Source organism: Neisseria weaveri, assembly GCF_900638685.1.
In the GTDB taxonomy this organism is placed as follows: Bacteria; Pseudomonadota; Gammaproteobacteria; order Burkholderiales; family Neisseriaceae; genus Neisseria; species Neisseria weaveri.
Map to the genome: position 1 here is coordinate 1,746,599 of NZ_LR134533.1, position 18,429 is coordinate 1,765,027.

Genomic DNA, 18,429 nt, shown 5'->3' on the forward strand with positions numbered 1-18,429 from the left:
GGTATATGAAGAGGCCGTCTGAAATTTCAGACGGCCTCTTTACATTAGGTCAAATAAAAAAGCTTGCCGTAACCTTCAAATACGGCAAGCTTCTTATTTATGGTAAAACCGGCATTAGTTTATTGTTGTAACCGTTAAGCATTCAGATTAACAGAGTGCTCGCGGGTCTCGTGGAATACGATGTCCGGCCAGCGTTCTTGAGTCAGATTCAGGTTCACACGGTTGGGTGCTAGATAAGCTAAATTACCGCCTGCATCAATGGATAAGTTCGCTGCATTCGCTTTTTCGAATTCAGCCAGTTTTTTTCTGTCTTCGCAAGATACCCAGCGGGCAGACCAAATGGAGGCTGTTTCAAATACCGCTTCAACGCCATATTCTGCCGCCAAACGCGAAGTAACCACTTCAAACTGCAACACACCCACTGCACCGAGAATCAAATCCGCACCGCTATGGGGTTTGAAGACCTGAACGGCACCTTCTTCGCCGAGTTGTTGCAGGCCTTTTTGCAGTTGCTTCATTTTCAGAGGGTTTTTAATGCGCACACTGCGGAACAATTCGGGCGCAAAGAACGGAATACCGGTAAATGCCAGTTGCTCTCCTTCGGAAAAGCTGTCGCCAATTTGGATATTGCCGTGATTGGGAATACCGATAATATCGCCGGCATACGCTTCGTCAACCAATTCGCGGTCGTGCGACATAAACGTTACCACGCTGGACGCGGCGATATCTCGGTTGATGCGCAAGTGTTTTATCTTCATTCCGCGCTCGAATTTGCCCGAGCATACGCGCAGGAAGGCAATACGGTCACGGTGTTTCGGATCCATATTGGCCTGAATCTTAAACACAAATCCTGAAAATTTTTCTTCAGACGGCTCAACCATACGCACAGTCGCATCACGGCCTTTCGGTGCGGGAGCCCAATCGATCAGCGAATTTAAAATTTCTTGCACGCCGAAATTGTTAATGGCCGAGCCGAAAAACACCGGCGTCAATTCGCCTGCCAAGAATTCTTCCAATACGAATTCATTGGAAGCCGCCTGAACCAATTCGATTTCGGCACGCAGATTGTCCATTTCCAATGGAAACAGCTCATCTAAGCGCGGATTGTCGATGCCTTCAATCACTTCAAATTCATGTGGCAGTTTCTCACCACCGGCATCAAACAAATACACTTCGTCATTCAGAATGTGATACACGCCTTTAAAGTTTTTGCCCATGCCGATCGGCCAAGTAACCGGAGCACAACGGATTTTAAGGATGTTTTCGACTTCGTCCAGCAACTCCAGAGAATCGCGCACTTCCCGGTCGTATTTGTTCATAAAGGTAACAATCGGCGTATTGCGCAAGCGGCAAACATTCAACAATTTGATGGTTTGTGCTTCCACACCTTTAGCTGCGTCGATCACCATCAAAGCGCTGTCTACGGCAGTTAACACGCGATAAGTGTCTTCAGAGAAATCTTGGTGTCCTGGAGTATCGAGCAGATTGACGGTGTGGTCTTCGTATTCAAACTGCATTACAGATGAAGCAACCGAAATCCCGCGTTGTTTTTCGATTTCCATCCAGTCTGAAGTTGCAAATTTTCCTGTTTTTTTACCTTTTACCGTACCTGCGCTTTGAATGGCACCTGAAAACAGCAAAAGCTTTTCGGTTAACGTGGTTTTACCCGCGTCAGGGTGGGAAATAATGGCAAAGGTACGGCGACGGCGTACTTGCTCCGGAATGTTAGACATATTTTGCCTTTGAAAGAATGATGAACAGGCAGCTTTAGCCCGACAAGCTGCCTGATAAAAAATAAAAAGATGCGAGATTGTACTAAAAACAACACTCTGTATCAAATCGTAGCAAATTTTACAAATCTAATTTTTTATTTGTCATTTTTGATATTTTATTTATTTTAGTTATTGATTTAAATAGATAAATTTTTATTTTTTATCTTCTTATTCATGATGGTTGAATATTTAATTGCTATTTTAATTAAATGTCATTTAATAGTTATAGTTATTTAAGTAAATATTTTGCTGTATCTCAAGTTTTGTATTGATTGGGTTGTTTTGATAGTTTTGTGATAAAAAAAATTATGATAACTTTACTAAAAATAACAAAAAAAGTAGTTTTGTTAGTTTATAGAAACTTAGTTTATTTTTATGCATTTTAAGTAAAGAGTGTTTAACACTCGAAAAGCAAAAATAAATCCGGCACCAAGCCGGCTAATCAATAACATTACGGGAATAAAAAATATGTCAAAACAAAACTTTAAACCTATCGATCAGGTTGTGAACGGCAATATATCCCAAACTATGTATTCAAAAGGTGCGGGGTTGAATGTAGGAGCAGAAAATTCTCTGTACATGCAAGATGTGTATGTAGAGGAAATGTTATCCGAATTGACAAAGCAGATAGACATTGGTTCGGAAGTAAATTTAGACGAATTGGCGTGGGACGCAGGTAATGAGTCGGCTCAAAACTATGGGCAGGTTCATATGCAGCAGCAAGCTACCGTGGAAAATATGCAGGTAAAAGCGCCTGATGAAGTAGTTGCGAAGTCTCCGGAATATGTATTGGCTGAAGAAGTAGCCATTCAAAACAGCGCGGTTAGCAGTAGCGGTAAGTTACCTATTATTTTGGGAGGCTTGGCCGGTGCAGGTGTGTTGGGAGGTTTAGCTGCCGGTGGTGGCGGTGGAGGTGGCGGCGGTTCTGAATCAAAACCGGCTGTGGCACCCAAAGAAACGCCGGCAGTGAAAGAGCCTGCTGCTCCAAAAGAGACTTTAATGCCAGAAGATACCAAAGTGGTTGAAAATTCTGAATCGGGTAAAGAGGAAGTCGATAGTAAACAAACTGAGAATCCTAAGGAAGAGGTTGTTCCTTCAAAAGAAGCTGTCCCTGTTGCAGAGAATGCTGCTTCTAATGCGGGAAGCTTATTTGCGGCCAATACCGATGCAGGTAAATTGAGCGCATCAGGTGAATATCGAATTTACAACCATAAAGTTTATGGAAAATATATTGATGCGCGCGATTTCGGTACGGATGTAACAGGCCAAAAAGACAGTTTGGCAGCAATTAAAAAAGCTTTGGCGGCTGCTCATGAGGAAAGTGCCGCTGTGTATTTGAAAGGTCATTTGAAGATTTCCGACCAAATTGTTTTGAATGATGCTAATAAGAATGTAACCGGCTTATTTGGTGATGGAAAATGTAATACGACTATTTCTTTTGATAAGCCGCAAAAAGGGGTATTTAATCCAAATTCGAATGAAGACGACATCCGTGATCATGCAGGTATTTTGATTGATAAGCAAAACGGTAAGACTATTGCAGAGTTGTCGGTGAAGTATACCAATGAAAGTGATTTTTATCGTCCTTATAAAACTTACTTCGGAAAAATCAGCGGTATTTTAGTGAATGATTCTGATAATACTTTAATCAGTAAGGTTGAAGTATCTGGAGCAAACCGTGCAGGTGTGATTTTCACTTCTACGGACGCATTAACACGCGAGCCGAACAGCTCTTCAAATAAAAATTATAAGATGCGCTTGGCAACGGGTGAGATAGATGAAAATTATGAAACTTTGCCGTATGGGGAAAATAATCGTATTGTAGACAGTTATTTACACCATAACCGCGTTGCAGGTGCCTTGGTTGCTTATCAGAAAAATTTTATTGCCGAGAAAAATACGTTCTCCTGGAACGGTCATGAGAAAGACGGCGGAACTGGTTACGGTATTGCTTCAATGGCCGGTAGCTACGGTTCGGGGATTATATTTAGAAACAATCTAAGCGATCACAACTATAGAAAAGGTTTTGATATCCATGACGGTAACAATATTGTTATTGAAAACAATACTGCAATCGGCGACCGACTTTATGGAATTGCTGTGTATAACAGATTGTTCAGTATGGATAATGTGAAAATTAACGGAAATACGATTATTCAGGATCCGGATTTCCGTTTGGATCGAGATGATGATCTCGGTAACCGATACCATGGTTATTCGGCAATTCAACTGCAAACCAATACGCAGTTTAGAGATATGCCCGGTAAACCGAATGGATATTTTGAAATCAATAACAATATTATTAAGAATTTGAGCCTGTATAAAAATGCTATCCAAACATACGGTATCGAATTCCGCAATCATGAGCCTAAGATGGACTATACCTTGAATATGAAAGGCAATCACATCAGCGGCGATTCTACAAAATACTTGATTGCGGCCATTAATGACACGAAGAATTTCGTTACCAATACCAAAGGTCCCGGTTCCGGTAATATTAATATTCATGATAACTATGCCGAAGTTAAGACCATCGCTAAAGGAACAATGCCTATCTATATTAGCGAAAGTGAAACAAACGGATCTCTACGAGGTAAAGTCAGCATTGAAAGGAATGATATTAAAGTTACGGAAAAATCTGATGGCAGTATTGAAGGTATCGGTTTGCACGGTAACGCAGTAAGTTACGAAATTCACGATAATACTTTTGAATTGCGCGGAACACTGAAAGACCCGATTATCAGCTTCCGCAGCGATAACAAAAACGCATTATCCGAAGTCAACGTAACAGGCAATAAGATCAATACCGATCTTGACTCAATGTATATACGTTGGTTGAGGGCATTCACTGATGCCGATATTGCTGCCGATAATAACAGCCACAACGGCAAGTCTCTTAAATCAATGTATGATAAGCCGCAAAAGTTGGAATTGGATATCGGCGGAGACAGCGTGGTAGGTGGAGAAGTTAACAGTTCTGCCTCAGTATTGCCTAAGCCCGGCATTGCACAAAAATCGGCTGAAAATCTTCTCGGAGAAAAAGGCAAACAATTGATATTGTCTGACTTATTGTCACCATCTGAATTGGATTTGACAGCAACTTTAGGTAAAGACAATCATGAATCATTGCCAGTTAGCGAAATGATACCTGTGTACTCTCATACAGTGGAAACGCTCGATGATTCATTACAGCAACTCGGTCATTCCGGTATTGTCTAATAACGTAGTGTAAATAAAAGCCTTGCATCACAATAAAACGAGATGCAGGGCTTTTTATTGTTTTTGGGTTTAAAAAGTTAAGTTTGCAGCTTGAAAATTTTTTTATCGGTTTGTTTGAGCAGTTTATCGTATATAACAGCACAGTCCGGTTTTCCCATACATGCCAACACATAAATATGTGCTGCCGATGATTTTGCCAGACTTTCCAATGTATATCCGCCTTCTAATACGGACACAATCCGACCTTTACATGAAGAGGCCGTCTGAATAATTTTATGGGTAAGCCAAGCATAATCTGCTTCATGAAGATTCAGACGGCCTGTTTCATCTTGTTTATGTGCATCAAAACCGGCAGACAGTAAAACCAATTCCGGTTTGAATTCAGCCAATTTTGGGAGCCATATATTTTTGATCACGGAGCGGAAAGCGGTACTGTCGGTTTGGGATGGAAAAGGAGTATGGACGACTTGCCGGTTTTTCCCTTTTTGCGGAGCAACAAAAGGGAATAAATCATTTTCAAAACAGTTTAGAAACAGTACTCTTGGATCATCTTTAAAAATTTCCGCCGTGCCATCGCCAAAATGTACATCGAAATCAATAATGGCAATACGCTTCAAACGGTAATGTGCAATTGCGTGCATGGCTCCGATAGCAATATTGTTCAAAAAGCAGAATCCTCCTGCATTATCGCTTTTAGCATGATGACCGGGAGGACGTATGGCACAAAAAGCGTGAAAAGCACGGTTTTTGACAACCATATCGACGGCTTTGATAACGGCGCCGGCTGCATGCCGTGCTGCTTCCAAAGTATTATGGTTCATGACGGTATCATCGTCGATTCGGCTGATTTTTCCGGGCTGAGGGCGGACGGATTCCAAAAAGCGAAGGTATTTTCTCGGATGTACCAGTGCCAATGTGGCATCATCGATTTCAGGTGCCTCTGCAGTTTGCAAGTGTTTCCAAATTCCTTGCTTTTTTAATTCTTCGGAAATCGCCTGTATCCTTTGGGGAGATTCAGGATGATGGTTGCCGGGCTGGTGTTGCAAAAATATCGGATGGCTGATCCATAATGTTTTGGCCTTTTTTCCCATAAACCGGCGTAATTTTGTTTTTACACGTTGGATAATGCGTCGAATCATTGTTTGAGTGTCTTTGCCGTTATTTTTCAGACGGCCTCTTGCATTAAATAAGGTTAATAAAACGGAAACTTCTTGGAAAAATCCTTGTCGGCCTTTAGAATATCTTACTTTCGGCAGCAATCCAAATAGTTTGCTGTTTATTTTGTTACAACAAAACAAAGAATGGATAAAACATGATTGATTTTGCATACGCAGCCGATGCCGCTGCGCAACCCAGCGTTTTGATGCAGTTCGCACCACTGGCTTTGATTTTGGTGGTGTTTTATTTCCTGATTATGCGCCCGCAGCAAAAGAAATTTAAAGCACATCAAGCGATGATTGCAGAATTGAAGCAGGGTGACCATGTGATTTTGGCTTCAGGTTTCAGAGGTAAAATCACTAAAGTAAACGAACAGTATTTCAGCGTGGAGATTGCGCCTCGTGTTGAAGTCGAAGTAGAGCGCAATGCCATTGCAAGTAAAGTGGCTTAAGCCATTGTGTATGAAGTAGCCGCCGCATTATGCTGCGGCTGTTTGTCTTTATAAAATGAAGGTTTACCATGAACCGTTATCCGATTTGGAAATACTTGATCATTGCGGTCACCATCATTTTGGGCGTGCTTTATACGCTGCCTAATCTGTTCGGCGAAACGCCGGCCGTTCAAGTATCGACCAACCGACAATCTATTATTATTAACGAACAAACGGAAAAACGTATTGCTTCTGCTTTGCAGGCGGCCAATATTCCGACCGACGGCATGTTTATTGCCGACAACTCTCTGAAAATCCGTTTTAAAGATGCGGAAACCCAATTGAAAGCCAGAGACGTTATCGAAAATACGGTTGGAGACGGCTATATCACGGCATTGAATTTGTTGGCCGACAGCCCTGAATGGATGGCCAAAATTAAAGCCAATCCTATGTTCTTAGGTTTGGACTTACGTGGTGGCGTCCACTTTACCATGCAAGTGGATATGCAGGCTGCAATGCAGAAAACTTTTGAGCGTTATTCGGGTGATATCCGCCGCGAACTGCGCCGTCAAAAAATCCGTACCGGCACAATCCGACAAACCGATAACGGATTGGTGGTGCCGTTCCAAGATAATGCGGATTTACAAAAAGCACTGCCCGAATTGCGCAAATATCTTCCTGAAGCCACGTTGACGCCTCAAGACAAGGATTTGGTTTTAACGCTTTCTGAAGAAGTGTTGAATAAAGTACGCAGTGATGCAGTAAAACAAAACATCAATACCTTGCATAACCGTGTTAACGAATTGGGTGTTGCCGAGCCGGTAATCCAACAAGCCGGTTCAGACCGGATTGTGGTTCAATTGCCAGGCGTTCAGGATACTGCTAAAGCCAAAGATATTATCGGCCGTACCGCTACATTGGAAGTGCGTATGGTTTCGGATGATCCTGCCCAAGTTCAGGCGGCCTTGTCGGGTAATGTTCCGTTGGGTTACGAATTGCTGTATACGGCAGGTGAACATCCTCAGCCGACATTAGTCAGCAAACAGGTTGAATTGACCGGTGACAACATTAATGATGCTCAGCCAAGCTTTGATGAATTGGGTGCGCCCGCTGTAAGCATCAATTTGGACAGTGCCGGCGGCAGTATCTTTGCGGACTTGACCTCGCAAAACGTCGGCAAGCGCATGGCGATGGTGTTGATTGATCAAGGTAAGGCAGAAGTGGTTACCGCTCCGGTAATCCGTACGGCCATTACAGGCGGGCGCGTACAGATTTCAGGCAGCATGAGTACTGCTGAAGCCAACGATACTTCTCTGCTATTGCGTGCCGGTTCGCTGGCTGCTCCGATGGAGATAATCGAAGAACGTACAATTGGCCCGTCTTTAGGTAAAGAGAATATCGAAAAAGGTTTCAATTCCACATTGTGGGGCTTTGCAGCTGTTGCAGCGTTTATGATTGTGTATTACCGCTTGTTCGGCGTGTTCTCAACCATTGCATTAAGTACCAATATTTTGTTTCTGATTGCGATTTTATCGGTGTTGCAGGCAACGCTGACTTTGCCCGGTATTGCGGCTTTGGCTTTGACGCTGGGTATGGCGATTGACTCGAACGTATTGATTAACGAGCGTATCCGTGAAGAGTTAAGAGCCGGTGTTCCACCGCAACAGGCTATTAATTTGGGTTATCAGCATGCTTGGGCTACGATTGTCGATTCCAACCTGACTTCGCTGATTGCCGGTATTGCCTTGTTGATTTTCGGTTCGGGGCCGGTACGCGGTTTTGCCGTGGTACATTGTCTGGGTATTTTGACATCGATGTATTCTTCCGTTGTGGTTTCGCGTGCATTGGTTAATTTGTGGTACGGGCGCCGCCGGAAATTGCAGCAGATTTCTATCGGTACGAAATGGATACCGCGTGTGGCTGCCGAAGCTGCAGATAAGGAGTAAGCATTATGGAATTATTCAAGATAAAACGCGATATTCCGTTTATGAGCTATGGCAAGCTCACAACCTTTATCTCATTGGTTACATTCATTGCCTCCGTTTTCTTTTTAGTAACGAAAGGTTTGAACTTTTCGGTAGAGTTTACCGGCGGTACGGTGATGGAAGTGCAGTATGAAAAAGGTGCCGACATTAATCAAACCCGTCAGAATCTGCAGGTTTTGAAATTGGGTGAAGTACAGGTTCAGGCATTAGGTACAAACAAGCATGTGATGATCCGTCTGCCTAATAAAGACGGCGTGCCTTCCGCACAATTATCCAATGAAGTAATGAATGTATTGAAGCAAAGTAATCCGGATGTAACTTTACGTCAGGTTGAGTTTATCGGCCCGCAAGTTGGAGAAGAATTGGTCAGCAATGGCTTGGCAGCATTGGGTATGGTGATTGCCGGGATTATTATATATCTGTCTATGCGCTTTGAATGGCGATTTGCCGTCGCGGCGATTGTAGCGAATATGCACGATATCATCATTATTCTTGGCTTCTTCGCTTTCTTCCAATGGGAGTTTTCGTTGACGGTGTTGGCAGGTATTTTGGCTGTGTTGGGCTATTCTGTGAATGAATCGGTGGTGGTATTCGACCGTATTCGTGAGAATTTCCGCAAACCTGCCATGCGCAATAAAACCGTACCTCAAATTATCGACAATGCGATTACGGCAACAATGAGCCGTACCATCATTACTCACGGTTCGACCGAAGCTATGGTGTTGTCGATGCTGATTTTCGGTGGTGCCGCTTTACACGGTTTTTCTTTGGCTCTGACCATCGGTATCGTATTCGGTATTTATTCATCGGTTTTGGTGGCCAGTCCATTGTTGTTAATGTTTGGCTTGAACCGTGATAATTTGGCTAAACCGCAGAAGCAGAAAGAAGAAGCTGTGGTCTAAGCTTGATATAAACGTTTGATATATCTGATATATTGATAATGGGAAGGCCGTCTGAAAATTCAGACGGCCTTCTATATTGTGAAACTGATTGGATAAAGGACTTATTTGCCTGTAAGCAGGTTTAACGCTTCCTGGTATTTGGAAACGGTTTTTTCAATTACTTCGGCAGGCACTTTGGGTGCGGGAGCCTGTTTGTTCCAGCCGCTTTGCTCCAGCCAGTCGCGTACAAACTGTTTGTCAAAAGAAGGCGGATTGGTGCCGACTTGATATTGGTCTGCAGGCCAAAAACGGCTTGAGTCGGGAGTCAGCACTTCGTCCATAAGAGTCAGCGTGCCGTTTTCGTCCAAGCCGAATTCGAATTTGGTGTCGCAAATAATGATGCCGCGCGACTTTGCGTATTCTGCCGCTTCGGTATAAAGCTGAATGGCTTTGGCACGGACTTCGGCAGCCAATTCTTTACCGATAATATTTTCGCATTCGTCAAAGCTGATGTTTTCATCATGATCGCCGACGGCAGCTTTGGTAGATGGGGTAAAAATGACTTCGGGCAGCTGTTCGGCTTCCCGCATGCCTTCCGGCAAGGCAATGCCGCATACGGAACCGGTTTTTTGATAATCTTTCCAACCGCTGCCGGCCAGATAGCCGCGCACGATGGCTTCAACTTTGACCGGGGTCAGTTTTTTGGCCACTACGGCGCGTTTTTCCAGAGTTTTGGCTTCAGCTTCAGGAAGAACGTCGTAAACGGTATCGCCTGTAAAGTGATTGGGCATGATATGGCTGAGTTTTTCAAACCAGAAATTGGAGATTTGGGTAAGAATTTCGCCTTTACCAGGAATAGGATCGTCGAGAATCACGTCGAATGCGGATAGACGGTCTGAGGCTACCATCAGCATTTTATTGTCATCGATTTCGTATAAATCACGTACTTTGCCGGAATAGATTTTTTTCAAACTGATGTCTGACATGATGAGAATCTCTTAGGGGAGGGTAAAAGCAGTATTTTAACTGAATTTAACATGATGTGGGCAGGTCGTTATTGAATTGAGGCCGTCTGAAAATTCAGATGGCCTCATAGCTGGCCAGCATGGTTTGGTTTGAAGTTGGTGTGCTCAAACTCAGGCTTTAAAAATTTCTGTGTAGGCTGCTTCTGTAAAGCCGACATGACGGCATTGGTTTTCAATGGTTAATACGGGCCGTTTGATTAGGCTGGGTTGCTCGGTCATCAGTCTGATTGCCCCCTCTTGTGTTGCGGCAGCGGCTTGTTGTTCCTGATCCAGTTTCCGCCATGTAGTGCCGCGCTTGTTGAGTAGGGTATCCAAAGAAACGCTTTCAAGCCAACCGGTAATCATTTCTGCGGTTACGCCTTGTTTTTTGAAATCCCAAAAAACGTAGTCGATTTGTTCGGTTTCCAGCCATTTTCGTGCTTTTTTGACTGTGTCGCAATTAGGAATGCCGTGAAGGGTAATCATGGTTTGGGTGTCTTTCTAAGATATAAAATAAAGTTTGATTGTACGACCGCCGGCTTGCTTTGTCATGTGTATGACAAAAGGCTTGGAATCATGAGTAAAAAAGACTATGCTTAGACCTTTTCTATCTTATCTATCAATATTGATTGGAGTTCGCACTATGAAAGTAGCAAACCTCATGATTGCATTCGGCGTATCGGCTTTGTCAGCTTGTTCCGGTTCTTCAAGTGAAGCGGGAAAAGCGGTTTTCGAAGAGACGATTAACCGTTATGAAGCGCAGCGCGGTATTTGTTTGCCTGTAAAGTTGGATGTGAATGACGGTTTGCAGACTTTGTTGGGAAATAATTTGGTAGGTAGCGACGAGATCCGGATTTTGTATACCGACAGCCTGGGCAATAAAGTGAACCAGCAGGCGCTCCGTCAAATGGATTTGTTGGAAGAGGGCGGTTTTTATCAAAGGGTGGAAGATAATTTTGCAAAACCGCAGAGACAAAGTGAAGTTAAGGTAAAGGTGTTTCAGATTACGGATAAAGGCCGGTCGCAAACGAAACTGTCTCCGCAGGGGCCTAAATTCTGTATCGGCAGGTTGAAAGTCGATGAAGTGAAATGGTATACGGAGCCGGCGGCAGGCAGCGGTATGATTATGTCGAAAGTGGCGTATCAAGCTACATTTGTTCCGGAGCGTTGGGCCAAGCGTCTGTTGAAGGAAGATGAGAAAGTATGGCGTGAAGCTGCTAAGCCGAGTGTTTTGAAAGCCACTTTGGTGAAAACCAATGAGGGATGGCGCGATATCCGAGAATTAAATTAAAACATTGAGGTTTTCAGACGGCCTGTTGCCGGGCGGAGGCCGTCTGAAAAGACAAATGATATAAATAATGCTATTCTTAAAACCTTATAAATATTCTTTTTGCACATTGCAATGAAAAAGCTCTTCATTATCGTATTTACCGTTATTGCTTTAATTGTTTCCGTTATTTTCTTTGCTCTGCCTTATTATTTCGGCATGAAAGCGGAGGAAACACTGAATGAGCAGCATCGTCTGTTGGCAAGTTCGACTTTGCTGACGGTAGAGTCCCGTCAGTATGAGCGGGGCTGGTTTGGCGCAACCGAAACGATGACGGTCAGACTCAAGCCGACTTTGCTGCATAATGCGCGAAAATATATCCCTGAAAACGTGAAAACATTCTTGGGTGAGCCGATTACGGTGGTAAACCATATTAAACACGGCCCTTTCGTTTACGGTATCAAGCCGGTTCGGGCGCATGTGGAAACCGAATTCCAATATACCCAAGAAGCCGAAAAAGTTTTAAAACGCTTTTTTGGCGAACAAGCACCTGTAAGCATCTCCAATACGGTTAATCTCGGCGGCTCGGGCAGTTTGTCGATGCGCATTCCCGCATTTGATTATGAAGAGTTGTCCGGCATCAAGTTGGATTGGAAAGGTTTGGAAGGAACAACGGATTACGCTTCCGGCTTCGAGACCTACACCCATGATTACCGTGCCCCGTCTTTGGCGGTAAAGCTGGCGGACAAAGGCGATATCGCTTTGGAAAACCTGCATATCAAAACCACTACAGACGACGGTGTCAATAAGTTATCGTTGGGCAGCAGCAGTGTCAGCTTGGATAAATTTTCCATCGAATGGAAAGAAGGTATTGAGTACAACGTCAAGGTGAACGAGCTGGTAAATTTGGTAACCGATTTGCAGATCGGAGCGTTTATCAATCCTACGGGCACGATTGCGCCTTCAAAAATTATCGTTGATAAGTTTCAATTTGAAACACAAACCAATGAAGCCGACAAATGGATCAACAGCCGCGGTCGCTTCCGTTTTGAGAAGCTGACTTACGGAAATGACCGATACGGCCCTTTGGATATCGATGTGTCTGCCGAGCATTTGGATGCACAAGGGTTGCTGGCCATTAAAAACAAAATGGCTGAGTTAACCGTTAAAGAAATGACGGAAGAGGAAATCCAAAACGAGTTGCTAAAAACCGCTAAAAACGAAGCTTCAGGCTTGTTTACTCAAAATCCTGTTTTGAATATCAACACGTTTAATTTCAAAACGCCTGAAGGCACGGTGGATGCGAAAGGCCGTTTGGCTTTCAATAATCTGACCGTAGCGGATATGGACGATTTTGGTGCGATGGTGAAAAAAACCTTGATTGATTTGGATTTGCAGGTGCCGCAGAAATTGTTGGAACAGTTGGCAATCAGACAAGCCGGCAGCATTTTCAGCGTGAATCCCGAAGATGCCGCCGAAGGTGTGGCCAGCATCGAAGATATCAATGAAACCTTGCGTTTGATGGTAGACAGCACCATCCAAACAATGGGTAAAGACGGCTATCTGAAGTTGGAAGACGGCAATGTCCGCACCAATATTCATTTAAGTGATAACTTGCTGAAATTGAACGGCAAAGAGTTGGAAGTCGAGCCTGATCCGGTGTTTACTGAAGAAGATATGGTCGGCGGTGTGGAAGATGTTCAGGCATCGCAGCCTTAATCGGTCGGGATTACATTGAAACGTTTTTTGTTTTTGATGATTATCTTGGATAAGCCAAAGGCCGTCTGAAATTTCAGACGGCCTTTTTCTATATGGCTTTAATTGGGCTCGGCCATTTTTAATGCTTGTTGGATATCGACGGCCACAATACGGGACACTCCTTTTTCCTGCATGGTCACGCCGATCAACTGTTCAGCCATTTCCATGGTCAGGCGGTTGTGCGAAATATAGAGAAACTGGGTTTGTGCCGACATCTCTTTGACCAAGTTGCAGAAGCGGGAAGTATTGGCATCGTCCAGCGGCGCATCGACTTCATCGAGCAGGCAGAACGGTGCGGGATTAAGGCTGAACAAGGCAAATACCAAGCTCATGGCAGTTAAGGCTTTTTCGCCGCCGCTGAGTAGGTGGATAGTACTGTTTTTCTTGCCGGGCGGACGGGCCATAATGGAAACGCCGGCACTCAATAAATCTTCACCTATCATATGCAGCGTGGCTTCGCCACCGCCAAACAGCGTCGGGAAAAATGTCTGCACTTTTTCGTTGACCGCATCAAAAGTTTCTTTGAAGCGTGATTTGGTTTCTCCGTCGATTTGGGCGATGGCTTCTTCCAGTAAATCAATGGCGGACTGGACGTCTTCGCTTTGGGTGCGGTAGTAATTGTCGCGTTCTCTGGCATCTTCCAATTCTTGCAGCGCAGCCAAGTTCACAGGTCCTAATGCTTCGATCTCACGCGCCAGATCATTGATGTAGCTGTTGAGAAATTTGATGTTCCCGCTGTTTTTTGCCAACTCGGCCAAAGCGTCGGTGTCGGCTTGTCGGGATTGTAGATTTTCGTAATAGCGTTTGGCATTCAGTAAGGCTTCTTGCTGCTGTAATAAGGCGGTTTGGGTTGCGGCCTGCAGTTGTGGCAGTTTGGCAGACAAAGCCTGCTGTTGTGCGTATTGGTTTCGGCTTTTTTCTTGTTCGGCGGCCAGATGGTCTTGGACGGCTTGATATTGCTCATCCAATATCTGTATTTCTTCGCCTAAAGTTTCCAGTTTCAGACGTTGCTCGGTATCGAGATTTCCTGTTTCGAATGCCAACGCCAATTCGGATTGCCTTTCCTGCCATTCGAGGCTTTGTTGTTCCAATTCTGTGATTCTGTATTCCAGATTTTGTTTTTGTTGTTGGATTTTATGCAGCTCGATTTCAGCCAATCCATACTGGCGGTTGCTTTCCAGTAGGGCGAGTTGGGCTTGTTTGAGTTGGTTTTGCCGCAGTTGTTTTTGCTCGCCTGTGTGCCGGTATTGTTGCTCCAATTCGTTTAGAGCTTCGGATAAGGTGGTGATATCTTGGTGAAGGCCGTCTGAAGCATGTTCTAAAACAATGGTTTCTTCTTCAAGCTGCAATAGTTCGCGTTCGATATGGTCGCGGCGCAGCTGGCCTTGGTTGGTTCTGGCCAGTAATTCGGCGGCACGGGTTTGTGCGGTTTGATATTGGTAATTGTGCTGTTTTTGTTGCTGTTGAAGATTTTTATAGTTTTGTTCGGCATGGTTCAGCATTTGCCGTGTTTGCTGTAATTGCTGCTCGGCTTCATTCAGTTTGGGAGATAAAACAGACAGCTCCGAAGAGAGTTCGTCCAATTGTTTTTTTTGGGTAATCAGGTTGTCCTGCTGGTGTTTGCCGAATAGTACGACGCTGATTTTGTCGACTTGGTGGCCTTCGGGTGTCAACCAAATTTGATGGTTTTGCAGTTCGTTTTGATGGGTCAGTGCGTAATTTAAGTCAGGTGCACATAAAACACCGTCCAGCCAGTGGTGTAAGGCCGTCTGAAAAGGTGCTTTGGTTTGGATTTGGTTGAGCAGGGCGCGTGCCGGTAAAACGTTTTTTACTCCGCCTGACAGTTGTTTGCTGATCCACGCTGCGGAGTGGCCGGTTTGAGCCGTATCGGGTTGGAAATCTGCCGAAACAGCGCGTGTGTAAAGCCGTTTGGATAAAATAATACTGAGTGCCTGCTGCCATTCGGGTGTAACTTGGATACTTTGCCAAAGCTGTGGGGCTTCGGATTCTTGAGTGGAGTGCCAGAATTCCGATTGGTCGCTGCTTTGTGCTGTTACCAGTTGGTTTAAAGCCTGTTGTCTGACTTGCAGGGTAAGGTGTTGCTGTTCCAGTTGCTGTTGGTATGTTGAGGCCGTCTGAAATTTTTCCTTAAGGTGCTCCAACTCTCTTTCGGCTTGAAGCAGCTGTTCTTCATAATGTTCTTGTTGGCTTTGCAGCAGCAGGCTTTGTTCTTGCGCGGCTTCGGTTTCTGACCGGTCGGGCAGATTGAGGGATGTGTTTTCCTGTTGCAGACGGATTTGGCGTGCCGCGTTTTCTTTTAAGGCATTTTGCGTGTGTGCCAATTGTTGCTGCTTTAAAGCAAGCTCGCGTTTTAGGCGGTTGGTTTCTTCCTGCTGGTTTTGATAGGCATGCTCCAGCTCGGCTTCCGTTTCTTCAAGTTCGGGAAGCCGTTCTTCATGTTCGGCAACTTTGATGGCCCATTCGGCCAATTCGGTTTGCTTTTCTTCTATTTTGAAATTGCTTTCTTCGATTTGTTTGAGTATGTGTTGCTGCTCTTGATGGATTTTTTGCAGTTGCGTTTGGGCGGCTGCTTTATCTCTTTCCAAACGTTGATGCAGGTTTTGTTGGTGTCGGATTTGTTCTTCAAGACGTGCGGTTTGCTCGCGAAGGACGCTGCGTTGGTTGTTGATGCCGTGTGCTTTGTCTTGGTAAAGCTGGATGGTTTCCTGAAGCTGGTGGATCTGTTCTGTCAGGGTTTGGATTTGTTCGGCTGTGTCATTTTGTTGCTGCAAGAATGTTTGGTGTTGCTCGCTGGCTTTGTCGGCCGTATTCAGAGCGTTTTGCCATTGAACGAAATCGAGCAGATCTTGTTGTTGGGAAAGCAATCCGGAAAGTTTTTGGTAATGTTCGGCTGTGGCAGCCTGTTTTTCCAACTTTTCGACTTGTCTTGCCAATTCGGTTTGCAAGTCGGATAAGCGTTGCAGATGCTCGCGGGTGTCTTTCAGACGGCCTTCCGTTTCTTTGCGTCTTTCTTTGTATTTGGATACGCTTGCGGCCTCTTCGATGTATGCGCGCAATTCTTCCGGCCGCGCTTCGATGATTCGGGAAATCATGCCTTGTTCGATAACGGCATAACCGCGGGCACCTACGCCGGTGCCTAAAAATAAATCGGTGATGTCGCGGCGGCGGACAATCTGGTTGTTGATGTAATAGCTTGATTCTCCCTGGCGGGTTAATTGGCGTTTGATACTGATTTCCGCATATTGCCCCCATGCGCCTTGCAGGGTTTGGTCGCTGTTATCAAAAATCAGCTCGACAGAAGCGCGGGGAGAGGGGCGGCGTGTTGCAGCCCCGTTAAAGATGACGTCCTGCATACTTTCGCCGCGAAGCTGCTTGGCAGATGCTTCGCCCAGCACCCAGCGTACTGCGTCGATAACATTGGATTTGCCGCAACCGTTCGGTCCGATGACGGCAACTAATTGGCCGGGAACATGAATGGTTGTGGGGTCTGTAAAAGATTTAAAGCCTGAGAGTTTTATATGGGTGAGACGCATATGTGGGGAAAATGAATCAATATTAGTTGTAAGGAATGCTTAATTTTAGCGGAAATTCGATTTTTCGTTGGGTGATTCTTGGATGTTGTGTGAGAAAAGGGGAAAATAAGCAGTAGTAAAAATTGTTGGAAAAGTTCAAATTTTTTGTAACATTTTCACAACTTAATAATAATTAAAGTTACTTTATTTCGTAAGTTAATAATTTTAAATGATTTATTTTTATATTAAGGGGTGTCTCATGAGTCGTATCTACACGATTTTCACGTTTTTTCTTCAAAAAACCGTCTGATTGTCATACCTGTTATCAGTGAAAAATACCGTTTAATCCAGCCTCGCAAAGACTTTTGCCGATATGTATATCATTTCGTTAAATCCTAAGCTTTATGGCTTGGCGAGGCTCGGTAAATACTTGATTTCAAGTTTTTCAGACGGCCTCTCAACAAAATATATTAAGAAATAATCAATATAAATAATCTATAAAAACAGGAGCGTTTAATCATGTTTCAATGTCGTCAATTATTATGGGGTTTGTTGCCGTTGGTATTGGTAGGTTGTGCTGCTCAGCATAAAGAAACTTGGGTAAATACCCAAAATGCTGCTTACCAGACTAATGTTCCTGAAGGTCGTTCTTCAGTAGTGTTTTACCGTCAAGCCGGTGCAGTAGATGGGCCGACTGTAAATATTTATGTAAACGGTCAGTATTCCGGTTCCTTACAGCCCAATGCATACCGTCAAGAAACTGTTTGCGCTCAAAATCAAAAATTCCACGCCGAGTTTACCCGTAAAGATCGTGCGTATAACAAAAAAATCACTGCCGGCGACTACTATAATTTGCCGGAATCTTCAGTATCCTTCTTTAAAGTTGTTGACAACGGTCAAGGTGAGCCTGTGCTGCAAGCGGTTACGCCGGAACAGGCAGAGTCTGAAATCAGCGGTGTAATGCGTCAAAACCATACTTTGTCTCGTGTAAACCGTCATGCTGATTGTTCTCAAGTTTTGAAAAAATATACTTTGCAGGCTTCCGCATTGTTTAAATTCGACCGCTCAGGTTACAAAGATATGCTGGAAAAAGGCAAACAGGAAATTGCGGCTATTTCTGCAGATATCAAACAAAATCCCAACCACATCAGCAATATTTCCGTAATCGGTCATACCGATCCGGAAGGTAAGCCTGAATATAACCAAAAATTGTCTTATGCCCGAGCTGAAACCGTAAAACAAGCATTGGTAACTTCTGGCGTTCATGCTGGTTTGATTACACCTGAGGGCCGTGGCGAAAAAGAATTGGTTGTTAACAACTGTCGTCAACAGCATCCGAAAAATGCGGCTTCACGCAAGGTGTGTGACCAGCCAAACCGTCGTGTTGAAATTATTTTGCACGGCGAAAAGCAATAAAACTTT

At 44.3% G+C, this 18,429-nt stretch carries 12 protein-coding genes; 7 read left to right on the plus strand and 5 right to left on the minus strand.

Features of this window, described 5'->3' with window-relative positions; all coding sequences use genetic code 11:
• Window positions 1-134: 134 nt before the first annotated feature.
• Window positions 135-1,733, minus strand: a complete 1,599-nt coding sequence (locus EL309_RS08470; protein WP_004283289.1) for a peptide chain release factor 3 — start codon at window positions 1,731-1,733, stop codon at window positions 135-137.
• A gap of 507 nt (window positions 1,734-2,240) precedes the next feature.
• Between EL309_RS08470 and EL309_RS08475 the strand changes: the two genes are divergently transcribed.
• Window positions 2,241-4,991, plus strand: coding sequence for a right-handed parallel beta-helix repeat-containing protein (locus EL309_RS08475; protein ID WP_004283288.1), 2,751 nt, complete (start codon window positions 2,241-2,243; stop codon window positions 4,989-4,991).
• Between the two features lie 77 nt (window positions 4,992-5,068).
• Here EL309_RS08475 and EL309_RS08480 read toward each other — a convergent pair whose 3' ends face one another.
• Window positions 5,069-6,130, minus strand: a complete 1,062-nt coding sequence (locus tag EL309_RS08480; protein WP_004283287.1) for a histone deacetylase family protein — start codon at window positions 6,128-6,130, stop codon at window positions 5,069-5,071.
• 173 nt (window positions 6,131-6,303) lie between these two features.
• Here EL309_RS08480 and yajC point away from each other — a divergent pair, with 173 nt between their 5' ends.
• From yajC to secF, 3 genes are all read left to right on the plus strand, one after another.
• Entirely contained in the window at window positions 6,304-6,600 is a 297-nt protein-coding gene (yajC, locus tag EL309_RS08485) for a preprotein translocase subunit YajC (protein WP_004283285.1), read from the plus strand.
• A 68-nt stretch (window positions 6,601-6,668) separates the two neighbouring features.
• Window positions 6,669-8,525 carry a protein translocase subunit SecD gene (gene secD, locus EL309_RS08490; protein ID WP_004283284.1) on the plus strand — a complete coding sequence of 619 codons (1,857 nt, stop codon included), beginning with the start codon at window positions 6,669-6,671 and terminating at the stop codon, window positions 8,523-8,525.
• A 5-nt stretch (window positions 8,526-8,530) separates the two neighbouring features.
• The gene (gene secF, locus EL309_RS08495; RefSeq protein ID WP_004283283.1) at window positions 8,531-9,466 is read left to right on the plus strand and encodes a protein translocase subunit SecF; all 936 of its coding nucleotides are present in this window, start codon (window positions 8,531-8,533) and stop codon (window positions 9,464-9,466) included.
• A gap of 101 nt (window positions 9,467-9,567) precedes the next feature.
• On the opposite strand, the gene EL309_RS08500 is transcribed toward secF, so the two are convergent.
• Both EL309_RS08500 and EL309_RS08505 read right to left on the minus strand, forming a co-directional pair.
• On the minus strand, window positions 9,568-10,431 hold the full coding sequence (locus EL309_RS08500) for a phosphoribosylaminoimidazolesuccinocarboxamide synthase (RefSeq protein WP_004283282.1): 864 nt from the start codon (window positions 10,429-10,431) through the stop codon (window positions 9,568-9,570).
• A 150-nt stretch (window positions 10,432-10,581) separates the two neighbouring features.
• The gene (locus EL309_RS08505; protein WP_004283281.1) at window positions 10,582-10,935 is read right to left on the minus strand and encodes an ArsC family reductase; all 354 of its coding nucleotides are present in this window, start codon (window positions 10,933-10,935) and stop codon (window positions 10,582-10,584) included.
• A 157-nt stretch (window positions 10,936-11,092) separates the two neighbouring features.
• Here EL309_RS08505 and EL309_RS08510 point away from each other — a divergent pair, with 157 nt between their 5' ends.
• Both EL309_RS08510 and EL309_RS08515 read left to right on the plus strand, forming a co-directional pair.
• Window positions 11,093-11,740 (plus strand): hypothetical protein, encoded by a 648-nt coding sequence (locus tag EL309_RS08510; protein WP_004285538.1) that lies wholly within the window; start codon window positions 11,093-11,095, stop codon window positions 11,738-11,740.
• 111 nt (window positions 11,741-11,851) lie between these two features.
• Window positions 11,852-13,435 (plus strand): YdgA family protein, encoded by a 1,584-nt coding sequence (locus EL309_RS08515; RefSeq protein WP_004283279.1) that lies wholly within the window; start codon window positions 11,852-11,854, stop codon window positions 13,433-13,435.
• Between the two features lie 98 nt (window positions 13,436-13,533).
• On the opposite strand, the gene smc is transcribed toward EL309_RS08515, so the two are convergent.
• On the minus strand, window positions 13,534-17,028 hold the full coding sequence (smc, locus tag EL309_RS08520) for a chromosome segregation protein SMC (protein ID WP_004285536.1): 3,495 nt from the start codon (window positions 17,026-17,028) through the stop codon (window positions 13,534-13,536).
• Between the two features lie 498 nt (window positions 17,029-17,526).
• Here smc and EL309_RS08525 point away from each other — a divergent pair, with 498 nt between their 5' ends.
• Complete coding sequence (locus EL309_RS08525) at window positions 17,527-18,423, plus strand: OmpA family protein (RefSeq protein WP_004283277.1); 897 nt, start codon at window positions 17,527-17,529, stop codon at window positions 18,421-18,423.
• The last annotated feature ends 6 nt before the right edge of the window (window positions 18,424-18,429 follow it).